13 protein-coding genes are annotated in these 19,468 nt (G+C 63.5%); 7 read left to right on the forward strand and 6 right to left on the reverse strand.

The features are described from left to right. The first annotated feature begins 10 nt into the window (after positions 1 to 10). From prfB to IVB26_RS19815, 5 genes are all read left to right on the forward strand, one after another. A protein-coding gene (prfB, locus tag IVB26_RS19795) for a peptide chain release factor 2 (RefSeq protein ID WP_247967030.1) occupies positions 11 to 1,142 on the forward strand; the annotation gives its coding sequence in 2 pieces (ribosomal slippage) (positions 11 to 79 and positions 81 to 1,142; 1,131 coding nt in all). A gap of 2 nt (positions 1,143 to 1,144) precedes the next feature. Continuing rightward, positions 1,145 to 2,026: an NAD(P)-dependent oxidoreductase gene (locus IVB26_RS19800; RefSeq protein WP_247967031.1), complete on the forward strand. Its 882-nt coding sequence runs from the start codon at positions 1,145 to 1,147 to the stop codon at positions 2,024 to 2,026. Positions 2,027 to 2,185: 159 nt separating this feature from the next. After that, complete coding sequence (locus IVB26_RS19805) at positions 2,186 to 3,982, forward strand: adenylate/guanylate cyclase domain-containing protein (protein ID WP_247967032.1); 1,797 nt, start codon at positions 2,186 to 2,188, stop codon at positions 3,980 to 3,982. 290 nt (positions 3,983 to 4,272) lie between these two features. Further along, positions 4,273 to 5,184 (forward strand): DMT family transporter, encoded by a 912-nt coding sequence (locus IVB26_RS19810; protein ID WP_247967033.1) that lies wholly within the window; start codon positions 4,273 to 4,275, stop codon positions 5,182 to 5,184. A gap of 113 nt (positions 5,185 to 5,297) precedes the next feature. Continuing rightward, the gene (locus IVB26_RS19815; protein WP_247967034.1) at positions 5,298 to 6,533 is read left to right on the forward strand and encodes an ABC transporter substrate-binding protein; all 1,236 of its coding nucleotides are present in this window, start codon (positions 5,298 to 5,300) and stop codon (positions 6,531 to 6,533) included. Positions 6,534 to 6,554: 21 nt separating this feature from the next. On the opposite strand, the gene IVB26_RS19820 is transcribed toward IVB26_RS19815, so the two are convergent. Next, positions 6,555 to 7,907 (reverse strand): M23 family metallopeptidase, encoded by a 1,353-nt coding sequence (locus IVB26_RS19820; protein ID WP_247967035.1) that lies wholly within the window; start codon positions 7,905 to 7,907, stop codon positions 6,555 to 6,557. Between the two features lie 110 nt (positions 7,908 to 8,017). Next, positions 8,018 to 8,701 (reverse strand): peroxiredoxin, encoded by a 684-nt coding sequence (locus IVB26_RS19825; RefSeq protein WP_247967036.1) that lies wholly within the window; start codon positions 8,699 to 8,701, stop codon positions 8,018 to 8,020. Between the two features lie 195 nt (positions 8,702 to 8,896). On the opposite strand from IVB26_RS19825, the gene IVB26_RS19830 reads away from it, so the two are divergent. Then, positions 8,897 to 12,706 (forward strand): AsmA-like C-terminal region-containing protein, encoded by a 3,810-nt coding sequence (locus IVB26_RS19830; protein WP_247967037.1) that lies wholly within the window; start codon positions 8,897 to 8,899, stop codon positions 12,704 to 12,706. A gap of 195 nt (positions 12,707 to 12,901) precedes the next feature. Here the strand turns inward: IVB26_RS19830 and IVB26_RS19835 are convergent, their stop codons facing one another. From IVB26_RS19835 to tyrS, 4 genes are all read right to left on the reverse strand, one after another. Then, complete coding sequence (locus tag IVB26_RS19835) at positions 12,902 to 14,596, reverse strand: methyl-accepting chemotaxis protein (RefSeq protein WP_247967038.1); 1,695 nt, start codon at positions 14,594 to 14,596, stop codon at positions 12,902 to 12,904. 375 nt (positions 14,597 to 14,971) lie between these two features. Further along, positions 14,972 to 15,376, reverse strand: coding sequence for a DoxX family protein (locus tag IVB26_RS19840; protein ID WP_247967039.1), 405 nt, complete (start codon positions 15,374 to 15,376; stop codon positions 14,972 to 14,974). Positions 15,377 to 15,595: 219 nt separating this feature from the next. Then, the gene (locus IVB26_RS19845) at positions 15,596 to 16,858 is read right to left on the reverse strand and encodes an MFS transporter (RefSeq protein ID WP_247967040.1); all 1,263 of its coding nucleotides are present in this window, start codon (positions 16,856 to 16,858) and stop codon (positions 15,596 to 15,598) included. Between the two features lie 57 nt (positions 16,859 to 16,915). Then, positions 16,916 to 18,169 carry a tyrosine--tRNA ligase gene (gene tyrS / locus IVB26_RS19850; protein ID WP_247967041.1) on the reverse strand — a complete coding sequence of 418 codons (1,254 nt, stop codon included), beginning with the start codon at positions 18,167 to 18,169 and terminating at the stop codon, positions 16,916 to 16,918. Between the two features lie 165 nt (positions 18,170 to 18,334). Here tyrS and IVB26_RS19855 point away from each other — a divergent pair, with 165 nt between their 5' ends. Next, positions 18,335 to 19,438, forward strand: a complete 1,104-nt coding sequence (locus tag IVB26_RS19855; protein ID WP_247967042.1) for an anhydro-N-acetylmuramic acid kinase — start codon at positions 18,335 to 18,337, stop codon at positions 19,436 to 19,438. Positions 19,439 to 19,468 lie beyond the last annotated feature (30 nt).

A 19,468-nucleotide genomic window follows, 5' to 3' on the forward strand; every position in this document is an offset into this window, starting at 1 on the left:
CGAGAACGACATGCGCGCCGAAATCGAACGGTTGGTAGAAGAGATCAAGCAGTCAGTCGGGCTGCTGAGGAGGCATCTTTGACGTCGAGAAATCGACGGCGCGCCTCGCTGAGCTGAACAAGCTCGCAGAAGATCCCAACCTCTGGAACGATCCCCAGAAGGCCCAGAAGCTGATGCAGGAGCGGACCTCGCTGGAGGATTCGCTTGGCGGCATCGGCAAGGTCGAGCAGGAGCTCGAAGACGATATCGGCATGATCGAGCTCGGCGAAGCCGAGGGCGATGAGGGCGTCGTCAAGGAAGCTGAAGCTGCACTGAAGAACCTCAAGAAGGAAGTCGCGCGGCGCGAGCTCGAAGCGCTGCTGTCGGGCGAGGCCGACCGTTTCGATTCCTATCTCGAAGTCCATGCCGGCGCCGGCGGCACCGAGAGCCAGGACTGGGCGCAGATGCTGCTGCGCATGTACACGCGCTGGGCCGAGACGCACGGCTTCAAGGTCGAGTTCCTGGAAGAGTCCGAGGGCGAAGAGGCCGGCATCAAGTCCGCGACCATCCAGGTCTCGGGCCACAACGCCTATGGCTGGCTGAAGACCGAAGCTGGCGTGCACCGCCTCGTCCGCATCTCGCCGTTCGATTCCAACGCACGGCGGCACACCTCGTTTTCGAGCGTGCAGGTTTTTCCCGTCATCGACGACAGCATCAAGATCGACATCAAGGAATCCGACGTCCGCGTCGATACCATGCGCTCGGGCGGTGCCGGCGGCCAGCACGTCAACAAGACCGAATCCGCGGTGCGCCTGACGCACATCCCGACCGGCGTTGCCGTGGTCTGCCAGGCCGGCCGCTCCCAGCACAAGAACCGGGCCCAGGCCTGGGACATGCTGCGCGCACGCCTCTACGAAATCGAGCTGAAGAAGCGCGAGGAGAAGGCCGCCGCCGACCAGGCCGCCAAGACCGATATCGGCTGGGGCCACCAGATCCGCTCCTACGTGCTGCAGCCCTACCAGATGGTGAAAGATCTACGCACGGGCGTGCAGACCTCCGACACGTCGGGCGTTCTCAACGGCGAGCTCGACGACTTCATGGCCGCGACCTTGGCGCAACGCGCCTTCGGTACCCCGGGTGCCGACATCGAGGACGTGGACTGATCATGTCCCGCATCGCCTTCATCGGGCTTGGACGGATGGGCCACGGTATGGCCGGCCGCTATCTCGATGCCGGCTTCACGGTGACGCTGTGGAATCGCAGCAAGGCCAAGGCTGACGACCTGATCGCGCGCGGCGCGCACTGGGCGACCTCGCCTGAGGATGCCGCGATCGATGCCGACGCCGTCGTGACCATGGTGGCCGATGACGAAGCCTCCCGCGCAGTCTGGCTCGGGCCGAAGGGCGCAGCCAAGACCGCGAAATCAGGCACCATCGCGATCGAATGCTCGACCGTCTCTTACGACCACGCTCGCGAGATGGGCCGCGAGCTCAACGCGCGCGGGCTGATCTACATCGACTGTCCCGTAACCGGATTGCCAGACGCGGCCGCAGCCGGGAAGTTGACGCTCTTGGCCGGCGCCGACGCGGCCGATCTCGAGCGCGCGCGGCCCTATCTCGAACCAATCGGCTCGACCATCCGCCATTTCGGCGCGGTCGGCTCCGGCACGGTCTACAAGCTCATCAACAATCTCATGGGCGCGATCCAGATCGCTGGGCTTGCCGAAGGCCTCGCCATCGCCGAGCAGGCCGGGCTCGACATGAATCTTGTGCTGGAATCGATCCAGGCGGGCGTCGCCGCCAGCCCCCAGGTGCAGCGTCACTCCAAGCGCATGGTTGCCCGCGAATTTTCCGGCGCGACCTTCACGGCGGCGCTGCGGCACAAGGATGCCGCCTATGCGGTGAAGCTCGCGGAGAGCCTGCTGGCGGACAAGCCGCTGGTCTCGCGTGCCGCGGTCGAGTCTTACGCGCAGGCGAAGGCTGCGATGCCGGACGATGATGAAGGCAGGATGATCGAGCTGGTGTCGCGGCCGAAGAAGCCGTCCTAGGGCGTGTGCTCATAACTTCAGCTTAGCAACGCAAAGCGGAAGTCTCCGACCTTGAAGGTGTTCGGCGGCTTGTGACCCATTGCGGAAGTCCGCCCTAGCCCGGAAACAGACCGCGTGCTTTGATCCTTCGGATGAAATGGCCGACCTAAGGGGCATCATTTGACCGAACGGGTGGAACGGCGGTTGGCAGCGGTGCTGGCGGCGGATGTCGCAGGGTATAGCCGCCTCATGGGTGCCGACGAGGAAGGCACGCTGGCCCGGCTCAAGGCGGTGAGAAAGGCCGTTGTTGACCCCACCATTGCCGCCCACCGGGGCCGCATCGTCAAGACGACGGGCGACGGCATGTTGGTTGAGTTTGCAAGCGCCGTTGATGCGGTGCGCGGTGCCATCGAAGTCCAGCGCAGCATGGCCGCCCACAGCGCCCCTTTCCCGCAGGGACAAAGAATTGAGGTCCGGATCGGCATTCACGTCGGGGACATCATCATTGATGAAAACGACATCTTTGGCGACGGCGTCAATATCGCTGCGCGTCTCGAAAGCATCGCCGAGCCGGGCGGGGTTTGTATATCCGACGACGCCTATAGGCAGGTCCGGGGCAAGGTCGAGGTTTCCTGCGACGACCTCGGGCCGCAAACCCTCAAGAACATTGCTGAGCCAATGCGGGCTTGGCGATTGAGGATCGATAAGAAAGCAGATGTGCTTCCATCGACAAAACCTTTGGTCGAGGCGGACCAGGCTCTTTCACTGCCTGACAAACCTTCCATCGCAGTATTGCCCTTCCAGAACATGAGCGGGGATGCTGAACAGGAATACTTCGCAGACGGACTGGTCGAAGACATTATCACCGCCTTATCGCGCTTCGGCTCGCTCTTCGTCATCGCCCGGAATTCGTCCTTCACTTACAAAGGAGGGGCTGTCGACATCAAACAGGTCGGACGAGAGCTGGGAGCGCGTTATGTCCTCGAAGGCAGCGTCCGCAAAGCGGGAGCGCGGTTGAGGATTACTGGGCAATTAATCGATGTGGCCAATGGAGCACACGTTTGGGCAGATCGGTTTGACGGGGCACTGGACGACATTTTCGATCTGCAGGACAAAATTACCTTGCAGGTGGTTGGAGCCATCGCCCCGGAACTCGACCGCTCTGAGATGGAGCGCGCAAGTCGGAAATCCACTGGAAACCTTGATGCCATAACTGAATACTATCGTGGGTTACCTCGAGTACATTTCCCAATCAGCCATGAAAAAAATGACGCCGCTATTGGTCATTTCAACAACTCGATGACACTTGACCCGACATTTGCGCCCGCCTTCGGAGGCGCGGCTGCTTGTATAGCATGGCGACGCGCATTCAAGTGGCCCAGAGACGACGCCCAAGACAATGCTCAACTCCTGCAACTTGCTCAACGTGTAAAGGAACTGGGCACGGATGATGCTTTCGCTCTATATGTCATCGGCTTCGCTCTTTTCTTTTGCTGCGCGGACTATGACGCTGGCATTGAAATGGTTGATCGAGCCATCCAATCCAATCCCAATTTAGCTGGAGCGTACAGTTCGAGAGGGTTCTTGCGAGTGTGGGATGGCCAAGGTGACGCGGCTATTGCTGACTTTGAACAAGCCATGCGCCTTAGTCCGCGCGATCCATTCACCTTCAATACAATGATTGGGCTTGCTTTCGGGTATTGCAACGCTGGTCGATACGAAAAAGCAGCGGCGTGGGCGGACAAATCTATACGAGCATTTCCTCCCGACTATTTGTCAGGATGGCTCGTCGCGGTTTTCTGTTACGTGTCCGCCGGAAGAGTGGAAGATGCTCGAAAGCTCGTCGCGGAGTGCGTGCGTCTTTCTTCCCAGTGGCGGCGTTCAACGATCAATGAATGGGAATGGAATGGAGTACGGCAAGCTGAACTTAGAAAGAAAATGGTAGAGGCATTCATTGAGGCGGGTCTGCCTGAATGAACCCAACGAAGACTTGCTCCCGTGATGTCGCCTTTTGGCCCTTAGCCGACCAGCCGGGGCGACCTCCCATGTCCGCTATTGAAAACTGAACCGACAAGGCGCCGCCTCCGCGCGGGCTGATCGGGTTTATGAGTTACACGCCTTAGCCGGCCAGCATCGCGTGGGACAAATCGATCGCACCGTTCATTGCCGGCATCGGTTTCGTAAACCGGTGTTTCATCGGAAATCGGGTGGCAATGTTCGCCGCGTTGTCCTAGGCGAGGGGGCTCGGCCGCCGATGTGAGAGACCCATGCCCCCAAGCGACAACAGGATCGACGCGCGCGACTGGTCGCTGCTCGCGGTGCTCTCGATCCTCTGGGGCGGCTCGTTCTTCTTCAATGGCGCCGCTTTGCGGGAATTGCCGCCGCTGACGCTGGTGTTTCTGCGCGTCGCACTTGGCGCGGCCATTCTGGTGCCGCTCCTGCGCGTGCAGGGGCTCGGCCTCCCCAAGAGCATCTCAGGTTGGACGCCATTCGTTGTGATTGGGCTGCTCAACAATGTCATCCCGTTCTCGCTGATCGTGATCGGCCAGACGTTCATTCCGAGCGGGCTGGCCTCGATCCTGAACGCGACCACGCCGCTGTTCACGGTTCTCGTGATGGCGGCGGCGGGCGAGGAGGCTTTGCAGGTACGCCGCGTGGCCGGTGTGGCGCTTGGGCTCCTCGGCGTGATCATTCTGCGCGGATGGGGCATCGAGACCAGGACCGGGCAAGGGCTCGGAATCCTGCTCTGCCTGGGCGGCGCATTGAGCTATGGCGTTGCGGCACTGGCGGCCCGGCGATTGCTGAAGGACTCGGCCCCGCGCGGCACGGCAACGTTTCAGCTGATGGCGTCCACAGTGATGATGGCGCTCGTTGCCAGTGCTGTGGAGCAGCCTTGGGGTCTGCCGATGCCGAGCCTCACAACCTGGCTTGCGGTGCTTGGCCTCGCCGGCCTCTCGACGGCGCTCGCCTACATCGTCTTCTTTCAGATCCTGCGGCGCTCAGGTGCGAGCAACGTCGTGCTGGTCACGCTGCTCATTCCCATCACCGCCATTCTGTTGGGATGGTTGCTGCTGGGCGAGCCGATCTCGATGCGGGAGATCGCGGGCGCCATCGTCATCGGCAGCGCGTTGCTCGTGATTGACGGGCGCGCAATGAGCCTGCAGCGACGCGGCACCTAGGTTCCCAGGACCTGCGCGTTTCACTTCGCGGAAAATCGAACCGCTTGCCAGCGGCAAGCCGCCTTGCGACACTCTCTGCAAAACAAGACTAGAAAAACATTGGGGAGAGAACGATGCCAAGTCGTCGCAAAAACCTTGCTGCCCTTGCCATGCTTGCTGCCGGCGTGCTCGTCACGACACACGCTTTGGCGCAAAAGAAATACGACCCCGGCGCCAGCGACACCGAAATCAAGATCGGCAACATCATGCCCTATAGCGGGCCGGCGTCGTCCTATGGTGTAATCGGCAAGACCGAGGCCGCCTATTTCAGAATGATCAATGATCAGGGCGGCATCAACGGCCGCAAGATCAATTTCATCAGCTATGACGACGCCTATTCGCCGCCGAAGGCGATCGAGCAGGCGCGCAAGCTGATCGAGAGCGACGAGGTGCTGCTGATCTTCCAGCCGCTCGGCACGCCCTCGAACTCCGCGATCATGAAATACATGAACGCCAAGAAGGTGCCGCAGCTCTTCGTCGCGTCCGGCGGCACCAAGTTCGGTGACCCCAAGAATTTCCCGTGGACCATGGGCTTCCAGCCCAACTACCAGAGCGAGGGGAGAATCTACGCAAAGTACATCCGCGCTCATTTCCCCAACAGCAAGATCGCGGTGTTCTGGCAGAACGACGACGCCGGCAAGGACCAGTTCAAGGGTCTGAAGGACGGGCTCGGCGACAAGGCGAACATGATCATCGCCGACAAATCCTACGAGGTCAGCGATCCCTCGATCGACTCGCAGATCGTTGCACTTCACGATTCCGGCGCCGACATCTTCTTTTCATGGGCCGCGCCGAAGGGATCGGCGCAGGCGATCCGGAAGGTCGGCGAGCTCGGCTGGAAGCCGAAATTCTTCCTGGCCAACACCGCGACCTCGGTCGCCTCGGTGCTCAAGCCCGCGGGGCTCGACTATTCCAAAGACATCATCTCGACGGTTTATCTGAAAGACCCGACCGATCCGACCTGGGACAAGGATCCGGCCGTGGTGAGCTGGCGCGCGTTCATGGACAAGTATTACCCTGATGGCGACAAGGCCAATTCCAACAACGTCTATGGCTACGTGCAGGCCGAGGCGATGGCACAGGTGTTGAAACAGTGCGGCGACAATCTCACCCGTGAGAACGTCATGAAGCAAGCGGCAAACCTGAAGGATTTTCACACTGACCTGATGCTACCCGGCATCATGGTCAACACCTCGCCGGACGATTATTTCCCGATCGAGCAGATGCAGCTGATGCGTTTCAACGGGCAAGCCTGGGAGCTGTTCGGCGACGTCATCACCGGGGAGGTCGGCCACGAGCGCAGCCAGTAACTCGCCAGCTGTGAGCCAGCGCTAGCCCGCGCTGAGGCGCACGCCGGCGCGCAAGAACTTCTGCGGATCGACCGCTTCGCCCTCGATGCGGGTCTCGTAGTGCAGATGCGGACCGGTGGAGCGACCGGTCGACCCCACCAGACCGACGACTTGGCCGATCTTCACGATCTCGCCGACCTTGACGTTGATCTCGGAGAGATGGCCATAGCGGGTCGAAAGCCCATTGCCGTGGTCGACCTCGACCATGCGGCCGTAGCCGCCGGACCAGCCGGCGGAAACGACCTTGCCATAGGCGGTGACGCGAACCGGATCGCCGCTGGCAGCGCGGAAGTCGAGCCCGGTATGCATCGCGGGCCGTCCGAGAAATGGATCGCTGCGGACGCCAAAGCCGGAGGTGAACTCGACCTCACCGATCACGGGCTTGCGATAGGGAACCAGCGCCAGCGTGCGGTTGAGACGATCCATCTCCGCACGCGTGATGTTGATGCGGTTGAGCTGTTTCTCGAACGGTCCGGCATTGGCCGTCAGTTTGACAGGCACGAACGGCCCGCCCATTGCGGTGCGTGGCACGGCGGCTTCGAGATTGGCGAGATTCAGGCCGAGATCACTAACCACGCCGCGCATCCGGCGCATGCGTGAATCCATGCCTTCCTCGACGGCGCTGAGCGTCGCCATCTGGCGACGCTCGACCTGGTCGAGCGAGGTCGTGAGCCGGACCAGGACATTGTCGAAGCCCTGGTTCTTGGCGAACTGGTTGGTCGGCGCTGCCGCGACGGCCGGCGCGCGCGATTCGAGGCGCGCCTCACGGTCCGGCGGCGCGACGAAGATCACGGTGTCGCTGATCGGCGAAGGCTTCGGCGCGATCTGGCTCGAATCGCCACGTTGCGGGGTCGCGCGGGGAATAGAGCCGGTCACGTCGGGCATGGCCCCGAGCGCCGTGGCCCGGGACTCCAGCGCCGTCTGCCGCTTCATGATCTGGTCGAGCTTCTGGTCGAACTGTTCCTGGTCGAGCAGCTGGCGGCTGGTGGTGCGGTCGACCTTGGCGCGAAGCTCGGCGATGCGGTCCTCATAGGCGTACTGCATCTCGGCTTGGCGGGCGATCAGCCGGGTCAGGACGTCGTCACGGAAAGCAAAATAAGTGGCGGTCGCCGCCGACCATAGACCGAGGAGCACCACCGTTCCGACCACGATCCAGAACACCACGGGCCCGAAGCGGACCTGCTTGCCGGCGTGGACGATGGTGTAGGCGTCGTCGGCTGCGGGAAGGGGGATCGCTGCGGCTGCCGCGACGGCCGGCCGGCGTTGAAAGGCCCGTCCGTGGTCGTGAGGATGATGTTGGGGGTATTGCGAGAATTGGGCAGAACTTTTCGACATCGGCACTCCCGCGCCGGTCGGATGAGTCCGTACGGCCTAATTGCCGCAGCAATCTGGGCCGGTCATGGTTAATTTTCCGGAAATGGGAACGCGCGAATTTAAAGGACTGGTTAAAGACTTCTTGCCGCTTCCAGCACCGCGTCGGCATGACCGTCAACCCGCACATTGCGCCAGATCTTGGCCACTTTGCCATCGGCCCCGACCAGTATTGTGGTGCGAAGAATTCCTAGGAAGGTCTTGCCATACATAGACTTTTCGCCCCAGGCGCCATAGGCTTCCAGCATCTCATGTTGCTCGTCCGAAAGGAGCGCAACACCGAGACTGTGCTTGTCGCGAAACTTCTCCTGGGCCTTTAACGGATCGGCTGAGATCCCGAGTACGGCGGTGCCGGCTGCCGCGAAGGCGCTGGCCAGGCGGGTGAAGTCGATCGCCTCCCGGGTGCAGCCGGGCGTGTCGGCGCGGGGGTAGAAGAACAGGACCAGCTTTTGGCCGGCATAGTCGGCCAATGTGACGACGTCGCCGCCGTCGCGGAGCAGCCGGAAGGCGGGGGCCTTGTGGCCCTCGGCCAGGCCGGACTTCGAGCTCGCGGGCGCTGATTTGGAGGAATTTAACTGTTTCGACGCGGTCTTGTGTGATCCTGCTTTTGCTAAGCTCGCGGTTGATTTGCTTGCCGGTGTCCGCTGCGTTTTCGCGGACCTTGTTTGACTCGATGCCCGCGTTTTCAGGGTCTTCTTTTTAGCCGTCGGACTGCCGGAGGGCCTTTTGGACGATTTCGTTTGGGATTTCTTAGACATACGCCTTCCTTTCGACGCTTTCGGCGGGTCAACCGAAGCGGTATTGCAGCTCTCGTCCGGCGTACCGGAATCGCGCCCTCGGCTGGGCAAGTCTGATGACGCCGGAGTATGGTTACAAGGAATTCCACGCACTACCCCACTGCTCGTTGAACGCGCTCCCGGGGCGAAATGACGAACAGCAGGAATATTCGAGGTATGGCTGCAGTGCCGGCGCGGGGGGCTTCGCGTCCCGTGGACGGCTGCGGTCCCGGCGGCGCTCAATTCAATGACGGGCGCCTGTATCGAGAGGCAATGGCAAGGAATAAGTCGCCCCAGGATTACAATCGGGACTTCGATCGGCGCGGCGGTGAGCAACAGCCGCAGGAATGGGACGACGCCGATTGGGATCCGGATCAGGAGGCGGCCGCGGGCCATCGCGCGCGCCGGCTGCTGTCGCGTTCCAATTCGGGCCTTCACCGCTTCGGTGACGGGTTTGGGGCGTTGCGCCGCTGGCTGGCCGCCGATCGCTGGCTGAAGCGTTTCGTCCTTGTCGTCGGGACTCTCGCCGTCATCTTCGTCGGCTGTTTCGGTGCGCTGTGGTGGCGGCTCGGGGCCGGTCCCATCAATCTCGACATCGCAACGCCGTGGCTGGCGGCAGCGATCGAGGACAATATCGGTCACGGCAACACGGTTGAGATCGGAGGCACCCAGATCGAGCGGGCCGGCCGGATCCGCATCGCCGTCCGTATCCGGGACATCATCGTCCGCGACCGCGATCACGCCGTCGTCGCCAGCGCGCCGAAGGCCGAGGTGAAGCTGTCGGGTGCGGGCCTGCTGATGGGGCATCTGCGTGCGGAAAGCCTCAATCTCGTCGATGCCGAGCTCGCGATCCGCATCGCGCCCGACGGCACTGTCACCGTATCCGCTGGCGACACCGCAAAGCCGCTGGCAACCGGCGTCGCCTCGAAGAAGGACGCGGGCCTGCCGCCGACCTTCCCGCGCAACGGCGTCCCGCCGCCGCCATTCGCCACACAGCCCGCCACCCAGGATCCATCTCAGGCCGCGCCTCAGGCGACCGCACAGAGCGGCATCCTTCAGGGCCTCGACTGGCTCGACAGTCTGAGCATGACCGGTCTCGACGGCCAGAACCTCAACGAGATCGGTTTGAAGAACGGCAATCTGATCGTCGACGATCAGCAGCGCGGCAGCAAATGGTCGTTTGAGAACATCACGCTCAGCCTGCGCCGCCCGAGCCGCGGTGGCGTCACGCTGAGCCTGGGCGAGGAGGGCGCGCGCCCGTGGATGCTGCGCGCCACGATCGGGCCGGCCGAGAACGGCGTGCGCTCGGTCGACATCAAGGCCGACAAGGTCTCGACCTCCAACATTCTGCTGGCACTGCGGGTCAAGGACCTCACCTATACGGCCGACCTGCCGCTGACGGGCGAGCTCAAGGGCGAGCTCGGCCGCGATGGTGTGCCGACATTCTTCCGCGGCAAGATCGCGGTCGGCGCGGGCCATATCATCGACACCGACACGCCAGATTATCCGATGGCGATCGACCAGGCCGAGATCAACGTCGAGTGGGACGCCAATCGCCGGGTGCTGGTCGCACCGTTCAAGATATTGTCGGGCGCGAACCGCCTGACGCTGCTGGCCCATCTCGAGCCGCCCAACGGCACCGTCAATGACTGGCAGCTCGGCTTCAGCGGCGGTTCGATCCTGCTCGGCGGCATCGACAACGAGCCGCCGCTCGTCTTCAACCGCATCGCAATCGGCTTCCGTTTCGACACCGACCACAAGCGCTTCCTGCTCACGCAAGCCGACATCAGCAATGGCGAGATCGGCGTCGCAGGCACCGGTGCCATCGATTATTCCGGCGAGCCGCGGCTGACGCTGGGCTTTGCGGGAACGCCGATGTCGGCCTCTGCGCTGAAGCGGATGTGGCCGACGCTGGTCGTTCCCGAGTTGCGCGAATGGGTGATCGAGCGGATCGAGCGCGGTACGCTTCAGCGCATCGAGATCGGCGTCAACTCGCCGACGAAGAACCTTCCGCGCAAGGGCCCGCCCATTCCCGACGACGGCCTTTCGGTCAACATCGTGGCGAGCGGCGTCGCGGTCCGTCCCGTGGACGGCATGCCTGTCGTGCACGATGCCGATTTGAAGGCGCGCGTGACCGGCCGCACCGCGACCGTGAATATCAGCCAGGGCATTGCCGATACGCCCGCCGGCCGCAAGGTCACGATTTCCGACTTCACCTTCGAGGTCCCGGACATGGCCCCGAAGCCCTCGCCATCGCGAACGAAGTTTCGCGTCGAGGGACCGGTGCCAGCAGCGGCCGAAATGCTCTCCAATGATCGCCTGAGCGATCTGTCGTCGACCGTCGTCGACCCCAACACCAGCAAGGGGACCTTCACGGCGAACATCCAGCTCGGCCTGCCGGTCAAGGGCGAGCTGACCAAGTCTGACACCACCTATGCCGTGACGGCCGACCTCAACGGCTTCTCAGCCGACAAGCTGGTGATGAACCAGAAGCTGGAGGCCAACAATCTCAAGATCGTCGCGAACAACCAAGGCTATCAGGTCAAGGGCGACGTCAAGATCAACGGCCAGGCGGCCTCGCTGGACTACCGCAAGCCGACGGAAGGCGATGCTGACGTCAGACTGCAGGCGACGCTGGACGACGCAAGCCGGGCGCGATTGGGGTTCGATCTCGGCCCCGCCGTCAGCGGATCGTTGCCGATCAAGCTGTCGGGCAAGATCGCCGGCGGTCCCGACCAGACGACGAAGCTCGGCGTCGAGGCCGACCTGACGTCGGTCAAGCTCGACAATATCCTGCCGGGCTGGCTCAAGCTGCCGGGCAAATCAGGCAAGGCCAGCTTCAAGGTCGTGCCGACGGCGCAATCGACGCGGCTTGAGGACATCGTCATCGAAGGTGGCGGCGCCTCGATCAAGGGCTCGCTCGAGGTCGACGCGAATGGCGAGCTGATGAACGTGAACTTCCCGACCTATTCGCCGTCCGACGGCGACAAGACCTCATTGAAGGCCGAGCGTGGTCAGGACGGCGTCATCAGGGGCACCATGCGCGGCGACGTGTTCGATGGCCGCGGCTTCCTGAAGTCGGCGATTTCGGGCAATTCCAAGGACGATTCCAAGAACAAGATGAAGAACGTCGACTTCGACATCGACGTGAAGCTAGGTGCCGTCGCCGGTTTCAATGGTGAGGCGATGCGCAGCGTCGATGCCAAGATGTCGAAGCGCAGCGGCGCCATCAAGGCCTTTACCCTGAGCGGCAAGATCGGCCGCGATACGCCAGTGGCGGCCGATCTGCGCGGCGGGCGTGCGCAGGGCAGCCGCGAGGTGATCTACCTCCAGACCAACGATGCCGGCGCGCTGCTGCGCTTCACCGACACCTACACCAAGGCGGTCGGCGGCCAGATGGTGGTGGCGATGGAGCCGCCGACGTCGGAGCCGAACACGTCGCGCGAGGGCCTCATCAATGTCCGTGACTTCACGGTGAAGGGCGAGGCTCAGCTCGAACGCGTCGCCGCCGGCGCGCCCAACGGTACCGGAAACGGCGTCTCCTTCAGCGCGCTCCGCGCCGAGTTCACCCGGCAGAACGGCGCGCTCACGATCCGCGATGGCGTGGTCAAGGGCCCGATGATCGGCGCCACCATCGAGGGATCAATCGACTATCCCGGCAATCAGGTCTGCATGAGCGGCACCTTCGTGCCGATGTATGGCGTCAACAACATCTTCGGCCAGATTCCGCTGTTCGGCATCTTCCTCGGCGGCGGCAACAATGAAGGGTTGATTGGCGTGACCTATGAGGTGGTCGGCACGCCAGCGGCGCCCGTGATGCGCGTCAATCCGATCTCGGCGATGGCGCCCGGCCTGTTCCGCAAGATCTTCGAGTTCAACACCGGCAAGCAGAACTCGCCGTTCGAGGAATTCCCCTCGCAGTCCAATGACGGCTCGACCGGCTCGACGCGCCAGCTGTCCAGCGGTTGTAGTCTCGCGCGGCGGTAAGCGCGGGACGGCTTCGTTAAAGCCTGCAGGCAATCAGATCTGATTGTGTCCACGAAGAAGGTGCGCTCCCTCGCCCCCTTGCGGGAGAGGGTCGGGGAGAGGGTGTTTCCGCAGAGAGACGCCCAACGGGGAGAGAACCCTCACCCGGCGCTTTGCGCCGACCTCGCCCGCAAGCGGGAGAGGTGAACGAGCAGCCTACGCCGCGCGCACGCCTGCGAGGAACGTCCCGACTTCGCCCGAGAGCTGCTCGGCCTGCTTGGACAGATTCGAGGCCGCCGCGAGCACCATGCCGGCAGCGTTGCCGGTCTCGTTGGCGGCGGTGGAGACGCCGCCGATATTGGTGGTGACTTCCCTGGTCGCCTCCGCGGTCTGCGAGACGCTGCGGGCGATCTCGGCGGTGGCGGCGCCTTGTTCTTCGATGGCCGCACCGATCGAGGTCGCGATGCGGCTGACCTCCTCGATGGTGGCGGTGATGCCGCCGATCGCGTCCACTGCCTCCTTGGTCGCGCCCTGGATCTGGGCGATCTTGTCGCCGATCTCGCGGGTGGCTTCCGCGGTCTGGCTCGCGAGCGACTTCACCTCGGAAGCGACGACCGCAAAGCCGCGGCCGGCTTCGCCGGCACGCGCGGCCTCGATGGTGGCATTGAGCGCGAGCAGATTGGTCTGGGCGGCGATGTTGGAAATCAGCTCGGCGACGTGTTCGATCTGCTGGGCGCCGTCCGAGAGCGCCCGCACGATGGTGTCGGTGCGGCGCGCGCTGTCGACCGCGCGTCCGGTGACTTCGGCTGACTGGGCGACCTGGCGGCTGATCTCGGTGATGGAGGAGGAGAGCTCCTCGGCGGCGGCCGCGACGGTCTGGACGCGCTGGCTGGCTTCGGTGGCGGCCGAGCCGACCAATGCGGCACGGCGGTTGGTACCTTCGGCGGTCGAGGACATGGACTTGGCGGTGGTCTCGAGCTCGCCGGAGCCGGAGGCCATCAGGCCGACGAGCTGGCCGACGGAGGCGTCGAAGCGGTCGGCGAGGGAGATCAGGGCGTCGCGCTTCTCCTGCTCGGTCCGCGACTTGGTGGCGACCTGTTCGGCCTCCAGCGAGCGCGCCGTCAAAGCCGTCTGACGCAGCACTTCGAGAGTCTCGGCCATGCGGCCGATCTCGTCGCCGCGGCCGGTTTCCTCGACCGGCTTGTCGATGGCGCCTTCGGAAATCTCCTGCATGCGGTTCTTCTGACGCTCGAGCGCGCCGAGCACGTCGCGTGCGATCAGCCAGGATAGCGCCGCCATCAGCAGCATCAGGCCGATGCCGATCGCGCCGAGCTCAAGCGTCAGTGCGCGGACGTCGGCGTCGATGTCGTCGACGTAGAGGCCGTAGCTGATAGTCGCGTTCCAGGGCGCGAATTTGCGCGCGAATATGGTCTTGCGGACAGGTTCGGTCTGGCCGGGACGGGGATAGAGATAGGAGGCCACGCCGCCCTGCGCGGTCTCGCTGCCGGCCTTGATTATGGCGTCCGCGATCAGCACGCCGTTGGAGTCCTTGGCCCCCGTGATCTTGCCTTCGAGCTGCTGATTGGCGCCGTTCACGACCAGGGAGCCGTCCTGATTGTAAACCACCGGGTAGCCCTGGTTGCCATTGAAGTTCATGCGGCGGCCGCGCCGATGGAACTGGGCCTTGGCATCGGCCAGCGTCAGCTTGCCGGCGGCAACCTCATCCTGAAGCGATTGCGCGTAGTTGTAGAGCAGCTCGACGGCGGTCCGCATCTGCTGGACCCGATCCTCCATCATGCGGCTCTTGCTGAGCGCGGCCGATACCCCGATGATGGCCGCAACCGTGAGCGCGGCGAGACACACCATGCTGGCAAGCTTGGTGCGGATCTTGAGGTGACTCAGCAGCTTCATCGCAGCCTCGATGGGAAATGGTTGTTATTGCTCGCGTCGGTAGCATGAAGTTCTTACCAATCATGAATGGACGCGTGCGACGTGCTGCCACGCGCGGCGTCTGCACCTGCGTGCGCAACATGCAGGCCGACGCGCCTCGCCGCGCGTGGCGGGTCAGGTCGCGGAGAAAAATGATGTCGGAAGTTGGTGGTGATCGAGCGCGGCCGGAGTGGCAGTGAACCGATTCGCTCACCGCATCATCATGTCCGTGCTGCTCGTCGCGGCCCTCGTCCTGATCTGGAACGTGCTGGGGGCGCGCTGAGACGGCACCGGGTCTGCCGGTGCCGTCCCGCTTGGCGGGTCAATCAGGGGCGCATCAGCGCGGCGCGTACGCGCCTATTTCTTACCCATCGCCGCATCGGCACTGACCGAGCCGCCGCCGGCTGCCGACAGATAGAGGCAGGCGAAGCAGAACAGGATCGCCGCGGTGCCGCCATTGAGGAGCGGCAGGAACACCGGCGTTTCGCCCTTGAACATGTGGCCCATGAAGTAGGCGAAGGCCATTTCACCCGCGAGGATGAAAGCGCTGAGACGGGTGAACAGGCCGAGCATCAGCAGCGCACCGAGTACGAGTTCGAGCGCGCCGGCCGTCCAGATCAGCGGCGGGATGTTGGCGAAGTAAGGAAGCACCGGAAACTTGAAGATCTTGGCGACGCCGTACTGAAACAGCAGCAACCCCGTGATGAAACGAAACAGGCTCAAGAGAACCGGTTGAAAGCGAGTGAGATAGTTAAAGTCCATTGGTTTGTGCCCTCCATCCAATGCGCGACTTGGACCGTATTCAGTTCGACCCCGCAAGCGGCTCCGCGTCAATTTGCGCTGACAATTTTGTCATGACGGACAAAACACCGCAGTTCGTCCGTTCACGCCGGTTGCCTTGGAATTTTTCGCGCGCCGCTCCCCGCATGCCGTCCGTAATTCCCCGGTGACATCGAGGGATGCAGGTTACGTCGGGGAGACTTACTCCCGCAAGGCGGGGACGATCAGGAATGGAATCATTCCGAGGATCACGCTCGCAAGTGCGAAGATGAGCAGCAGATCGTAACCGTGGGTGAAGTCGTGGATAAGGCCGCCGCTCCATGAGCCGAAGGCCGACCCCAACCCGCTCCCGATCGAGATGGTGCCGAAGATCGTACCGACGCGTTTCCCGCGGAATATCTTCATTGCGGTGGCGGTAATCAGTGGACCGCGCGAGCCCATCATGCTGCCGAAGCAGACGACGAAACCGGCGAGCAGGAAGACGTTCGGATAATACTGAAGCAGCCAGAGCAGGACGATGCCGACGATCGAGATCGCGTAGCTGAGCAGCACCGATGGCCGCCGCCCGATCAGTCCGTCGAGCGCGGAGACCCCGAGCATGCCGAACACCAGCACGACGCCGGAAAAACCCCAGGCGGTCGCCGCCTGGAGCGGCGGGAAGCCGGCGTCGATCAGATAGGCCACGATCTGGGCAGCGATCGCATACATGCCGACGGCGGTGAAGAAGAAGGTCGAGAACAGCGCCCAGAAGGCGTGGTGGCGCATGGCGCTCACCAGCGTCCAGCCATTGTCGACGAAGTCGGGATCGGTCTTCTTGGTCACGTGCGGCGAGCCCGCCGAAAACATCCGCCAAGGCAGGAGCAGCAGCGGCACCAGCAGTCCCAGCGCGGCGAAGCCGAACAGCTGATAGGTGTCGCGCCAGCCGATGTGGTCGATCAAGAGCTGCGATGCCGGCAGCAACGCCAGCACGCCGCCGCCCATTGCCGAATACACCACTGACATTGCGGTCGGCAGACGGCGCCCGAACCAGCGGCCGAGCAGGATCGAGTTCGGCACGATGCCGATGAAGGCGACGCCGATGCCGACGCAGAGGCCGATCGAGAGTTGGAACTGCCAGAGATGCTGGGCGTGGGCCGCGATCAGGAAAGCCGCGCCGAGCAGTAGCAGCCCGAGCGCATAGACGATGCGCGGTCCGGAATGGTCGAACAGACGACCGACGAAGGGCGCGGTGAGACCGCTCGCGAGCCAAGTGAGGGAATAGACCGAGACGATCTGCGCGCGGTCCCAGCCGAAGCTCTCCGAGATCGGCTTCAGGAACACCGTAAAACTGTCGCCGAGCCCGCGGCCGAGCACGGCCAGCGTGAAGCAGAGCGCAAGCACGGTGAGCGCGACGCGCACGGCACCTTGCGGCGTCGTCGTGACGCCGTCCTTGCTCGTTTCCCTATCGGGCGTGTTCTGATCCATTGCTGGTCAGGGAGCGCGCTTCGGCGCACCCTGACAAGCAGCGAAAAGCTCATACGCCTATGCAGGTCTGATCAGGACGTGCTTCTTCTTGCCGAAGGAGAGCTTGATCACGCCCTCCGGCGTCAGGTTGGCCGCTGACAGCGCCAGCTTCTCGTCAGTGACGGGTTGGTCGTTGACGCGCAGGCCACCGCCCTTGATCTGGCGGCGTGCTTCGCCGTTCGAGGCGACGAGGCCGGCCTTGACGAAAGCGTTGAGCACGCCGAGGCCGGCATCGAGTTCGCCGCGCGGAATTTCCACCGTAGGCAGGCTCTCGGCGAGCGCGCCTTCCTCGAAGGTGCGACGCGCGGTCTCGGCTGCTTCGTTGGCGGCATCGCGGCCATGCAGCAGCGCCGTCGCTTCGGTGGCGAGCACCTTCTTGGCCTCGTTGATCTCCGAGCCGCCGAGCCCCTCGAGCTTCTTGATCTCAGCGATCGGCAGCGTCGTGAACAGCTTCAGGAATTTGCCGACGTCGGCGTCCTCGGTGTTGCGCCAATACTGCCAGAAATCATACGGCGAGAACTGGTCGGCATTGAGCCACACCGCGCCTTGCGCGGTCTTGCCCATCTTGGCACCCGATGCGGTCGTCAGCAGCGGCGTCGTCAGCGCGAACAGCTGGTGGGTGCCCATGCGACGGCCGAGATCGACGCCCATGATGATGTTGCCCCATTGGTCCGAGCCGCCCATCTGCAATTTGCAGCCGGTGCGCTTGGCGAGCTCGACGAAGTCGTAGGCCTGGCAGACCATGTAGTTGAACTCGATGAAGCTCATCTCCTGCTCGCGCTCGAGGCGCAGCCGCACGGAGTCCATGGTCAGCATGCGATTGACCGAGAAATGGCGGCCGACGTCGCGCAGCATCTCGATCCAGTTCAGCTTGGTCAGCCACTCCGCATTGTCGAGCATGACCGCGTCGCTCTTGCCTTCGCCGTAGCGCAGCACCTTTGCGAACACGCCGCGGATCGATTCCTTGTTGGCCTCGATCTCGGTGACGGTGCGCATCGCGCGCGTCTCGTCCTTGCCGGAGGGATCACCCACCATGGTAGTGCCGCCGCCCATCAGCGTGATCGGCTTGTTGCCGGACTCCTGGAGCCAGTGCAGCATCATCATGGTCAGGTAATTGCCGATGTGCAGCGAGCGGGCGGTGCAATCGTAGCCGACATAGGCGGTCGCCTCGCCCTTGGCGGCGAGTGCGTCCAGCCCCTCGAAATCGGAGCACTGGTGGATGAAACCACGTTCCTGCAGGGTGTTGAGGAAATCCGATTTAAATGCAGTCATCTGTCGGCGCGCCTGACAATTCTTGGTTTACTGTTTTGGGAGCAATTTAAAGGTCTTCTGAGGGAACTCGCTTGCTGCCCGCCACTTGGCGCTGTGGCATTATAAGATGTGTCCCTCTGGCACAAGATCGGCATGCCGGAGGGGGTCTGTTGAGGACGCTGATCCATGATGTTGACGGCACTCGGTTTGATGAGCGGCACCTCGCTGGACGGGGTGGATGTCGCGCTGATCGAGACCGACGGGAAGCAGGTGAAGGCGTTCGGGCCAACCGGTTATCGGCCCTATAGCTCCGCTGAGCGCAATCTGCTGCGCCAGGCGCTCGCCGAGGCTGTGCAACTGCCACAACGCGATGCCCGGCCTGGAGTGCTGGCCGAGGCCGAGCGCGCCGTGACACAGGCGCATGCCGAGGCAGTAGCCGCCTTCCTCGCCCAGAACCGGATGAAGCCGGAGGATGTCGACATCGTCGGCTTCCACGGCCAGACCGTGCTGCACCGCCCCGAGAAGCGGCTGACGGTGCAGATCGGCGACGCGCCGGCGCTGGCCAGGGCGATCCATATCCCGGTGATGCATGATTTCCGCGCCGCCGACGTCGAGGCGGGCGGGCAGGGCGCGCCCCTCGTGCCGGTCTACCACCGCGCGCTCGCCCATTCGCTGGACCGCGAAGGGCCGATCGTCGTGGTCAATATCGGCGGCGTTTCCAACATCACCTATATCGACGGCAACGATACGCTGATCGCCTGCGACACCGGCCCCGGCAACGCGCTGCTCGACGATTTCATGTACCGCACCATGAACCAGGCGTTCGATGCGGAAGGAAAGTTCGCAGCGCTCGGGAAGGTCGATGAGGCCTGGATCGCGCGGGCGCTGGAGCTGCCGTTCTTCGCCGCGCCCCCGCCGAAATCGCTCGACCGCAACGACTTCGCTGCGCTCAAGCTCGGCGACGTCGCGCCGGCCGATGGCGCTGCGACCCTGACCGCCTTCACCGCGGCGGCGATCGCGCGCATCATCCCATTGTTGCCACGGCGGCCGCGGAGCTGGATCGTTTGCGGCGGCGGCGCCCGCAACCTCACCATGCTGCGGATGCTGCGGGAGCGGGTGGGATCGGCCACAGTCGAGGCCGCCGAGACGCTCGGCTGGGCCTCCGACGCTATTGAGGCCCAGGCCTTCGGCTTCCTTGCGGCGCGCGGGCTGAAGGGTCTGCCGCTGTCCTATCCGGCGACCACCGGCGTGCCGATGCCGATGACGGGCGGGGTAATCGCAAGGCCGTGAAAATCAGAGGCGGTCAATGCAGATGTATCG

It is taken from the genome of Bradyrhizobium sp. 195, assembly GCF_023101665.1.
Taxonomy (GTDB): domain Bacteria; phylum Pseudomonadota; class Alphaproteobacteria; order Rhizobiales; family Xanthobacteraceae; genus Bradyrhizobium.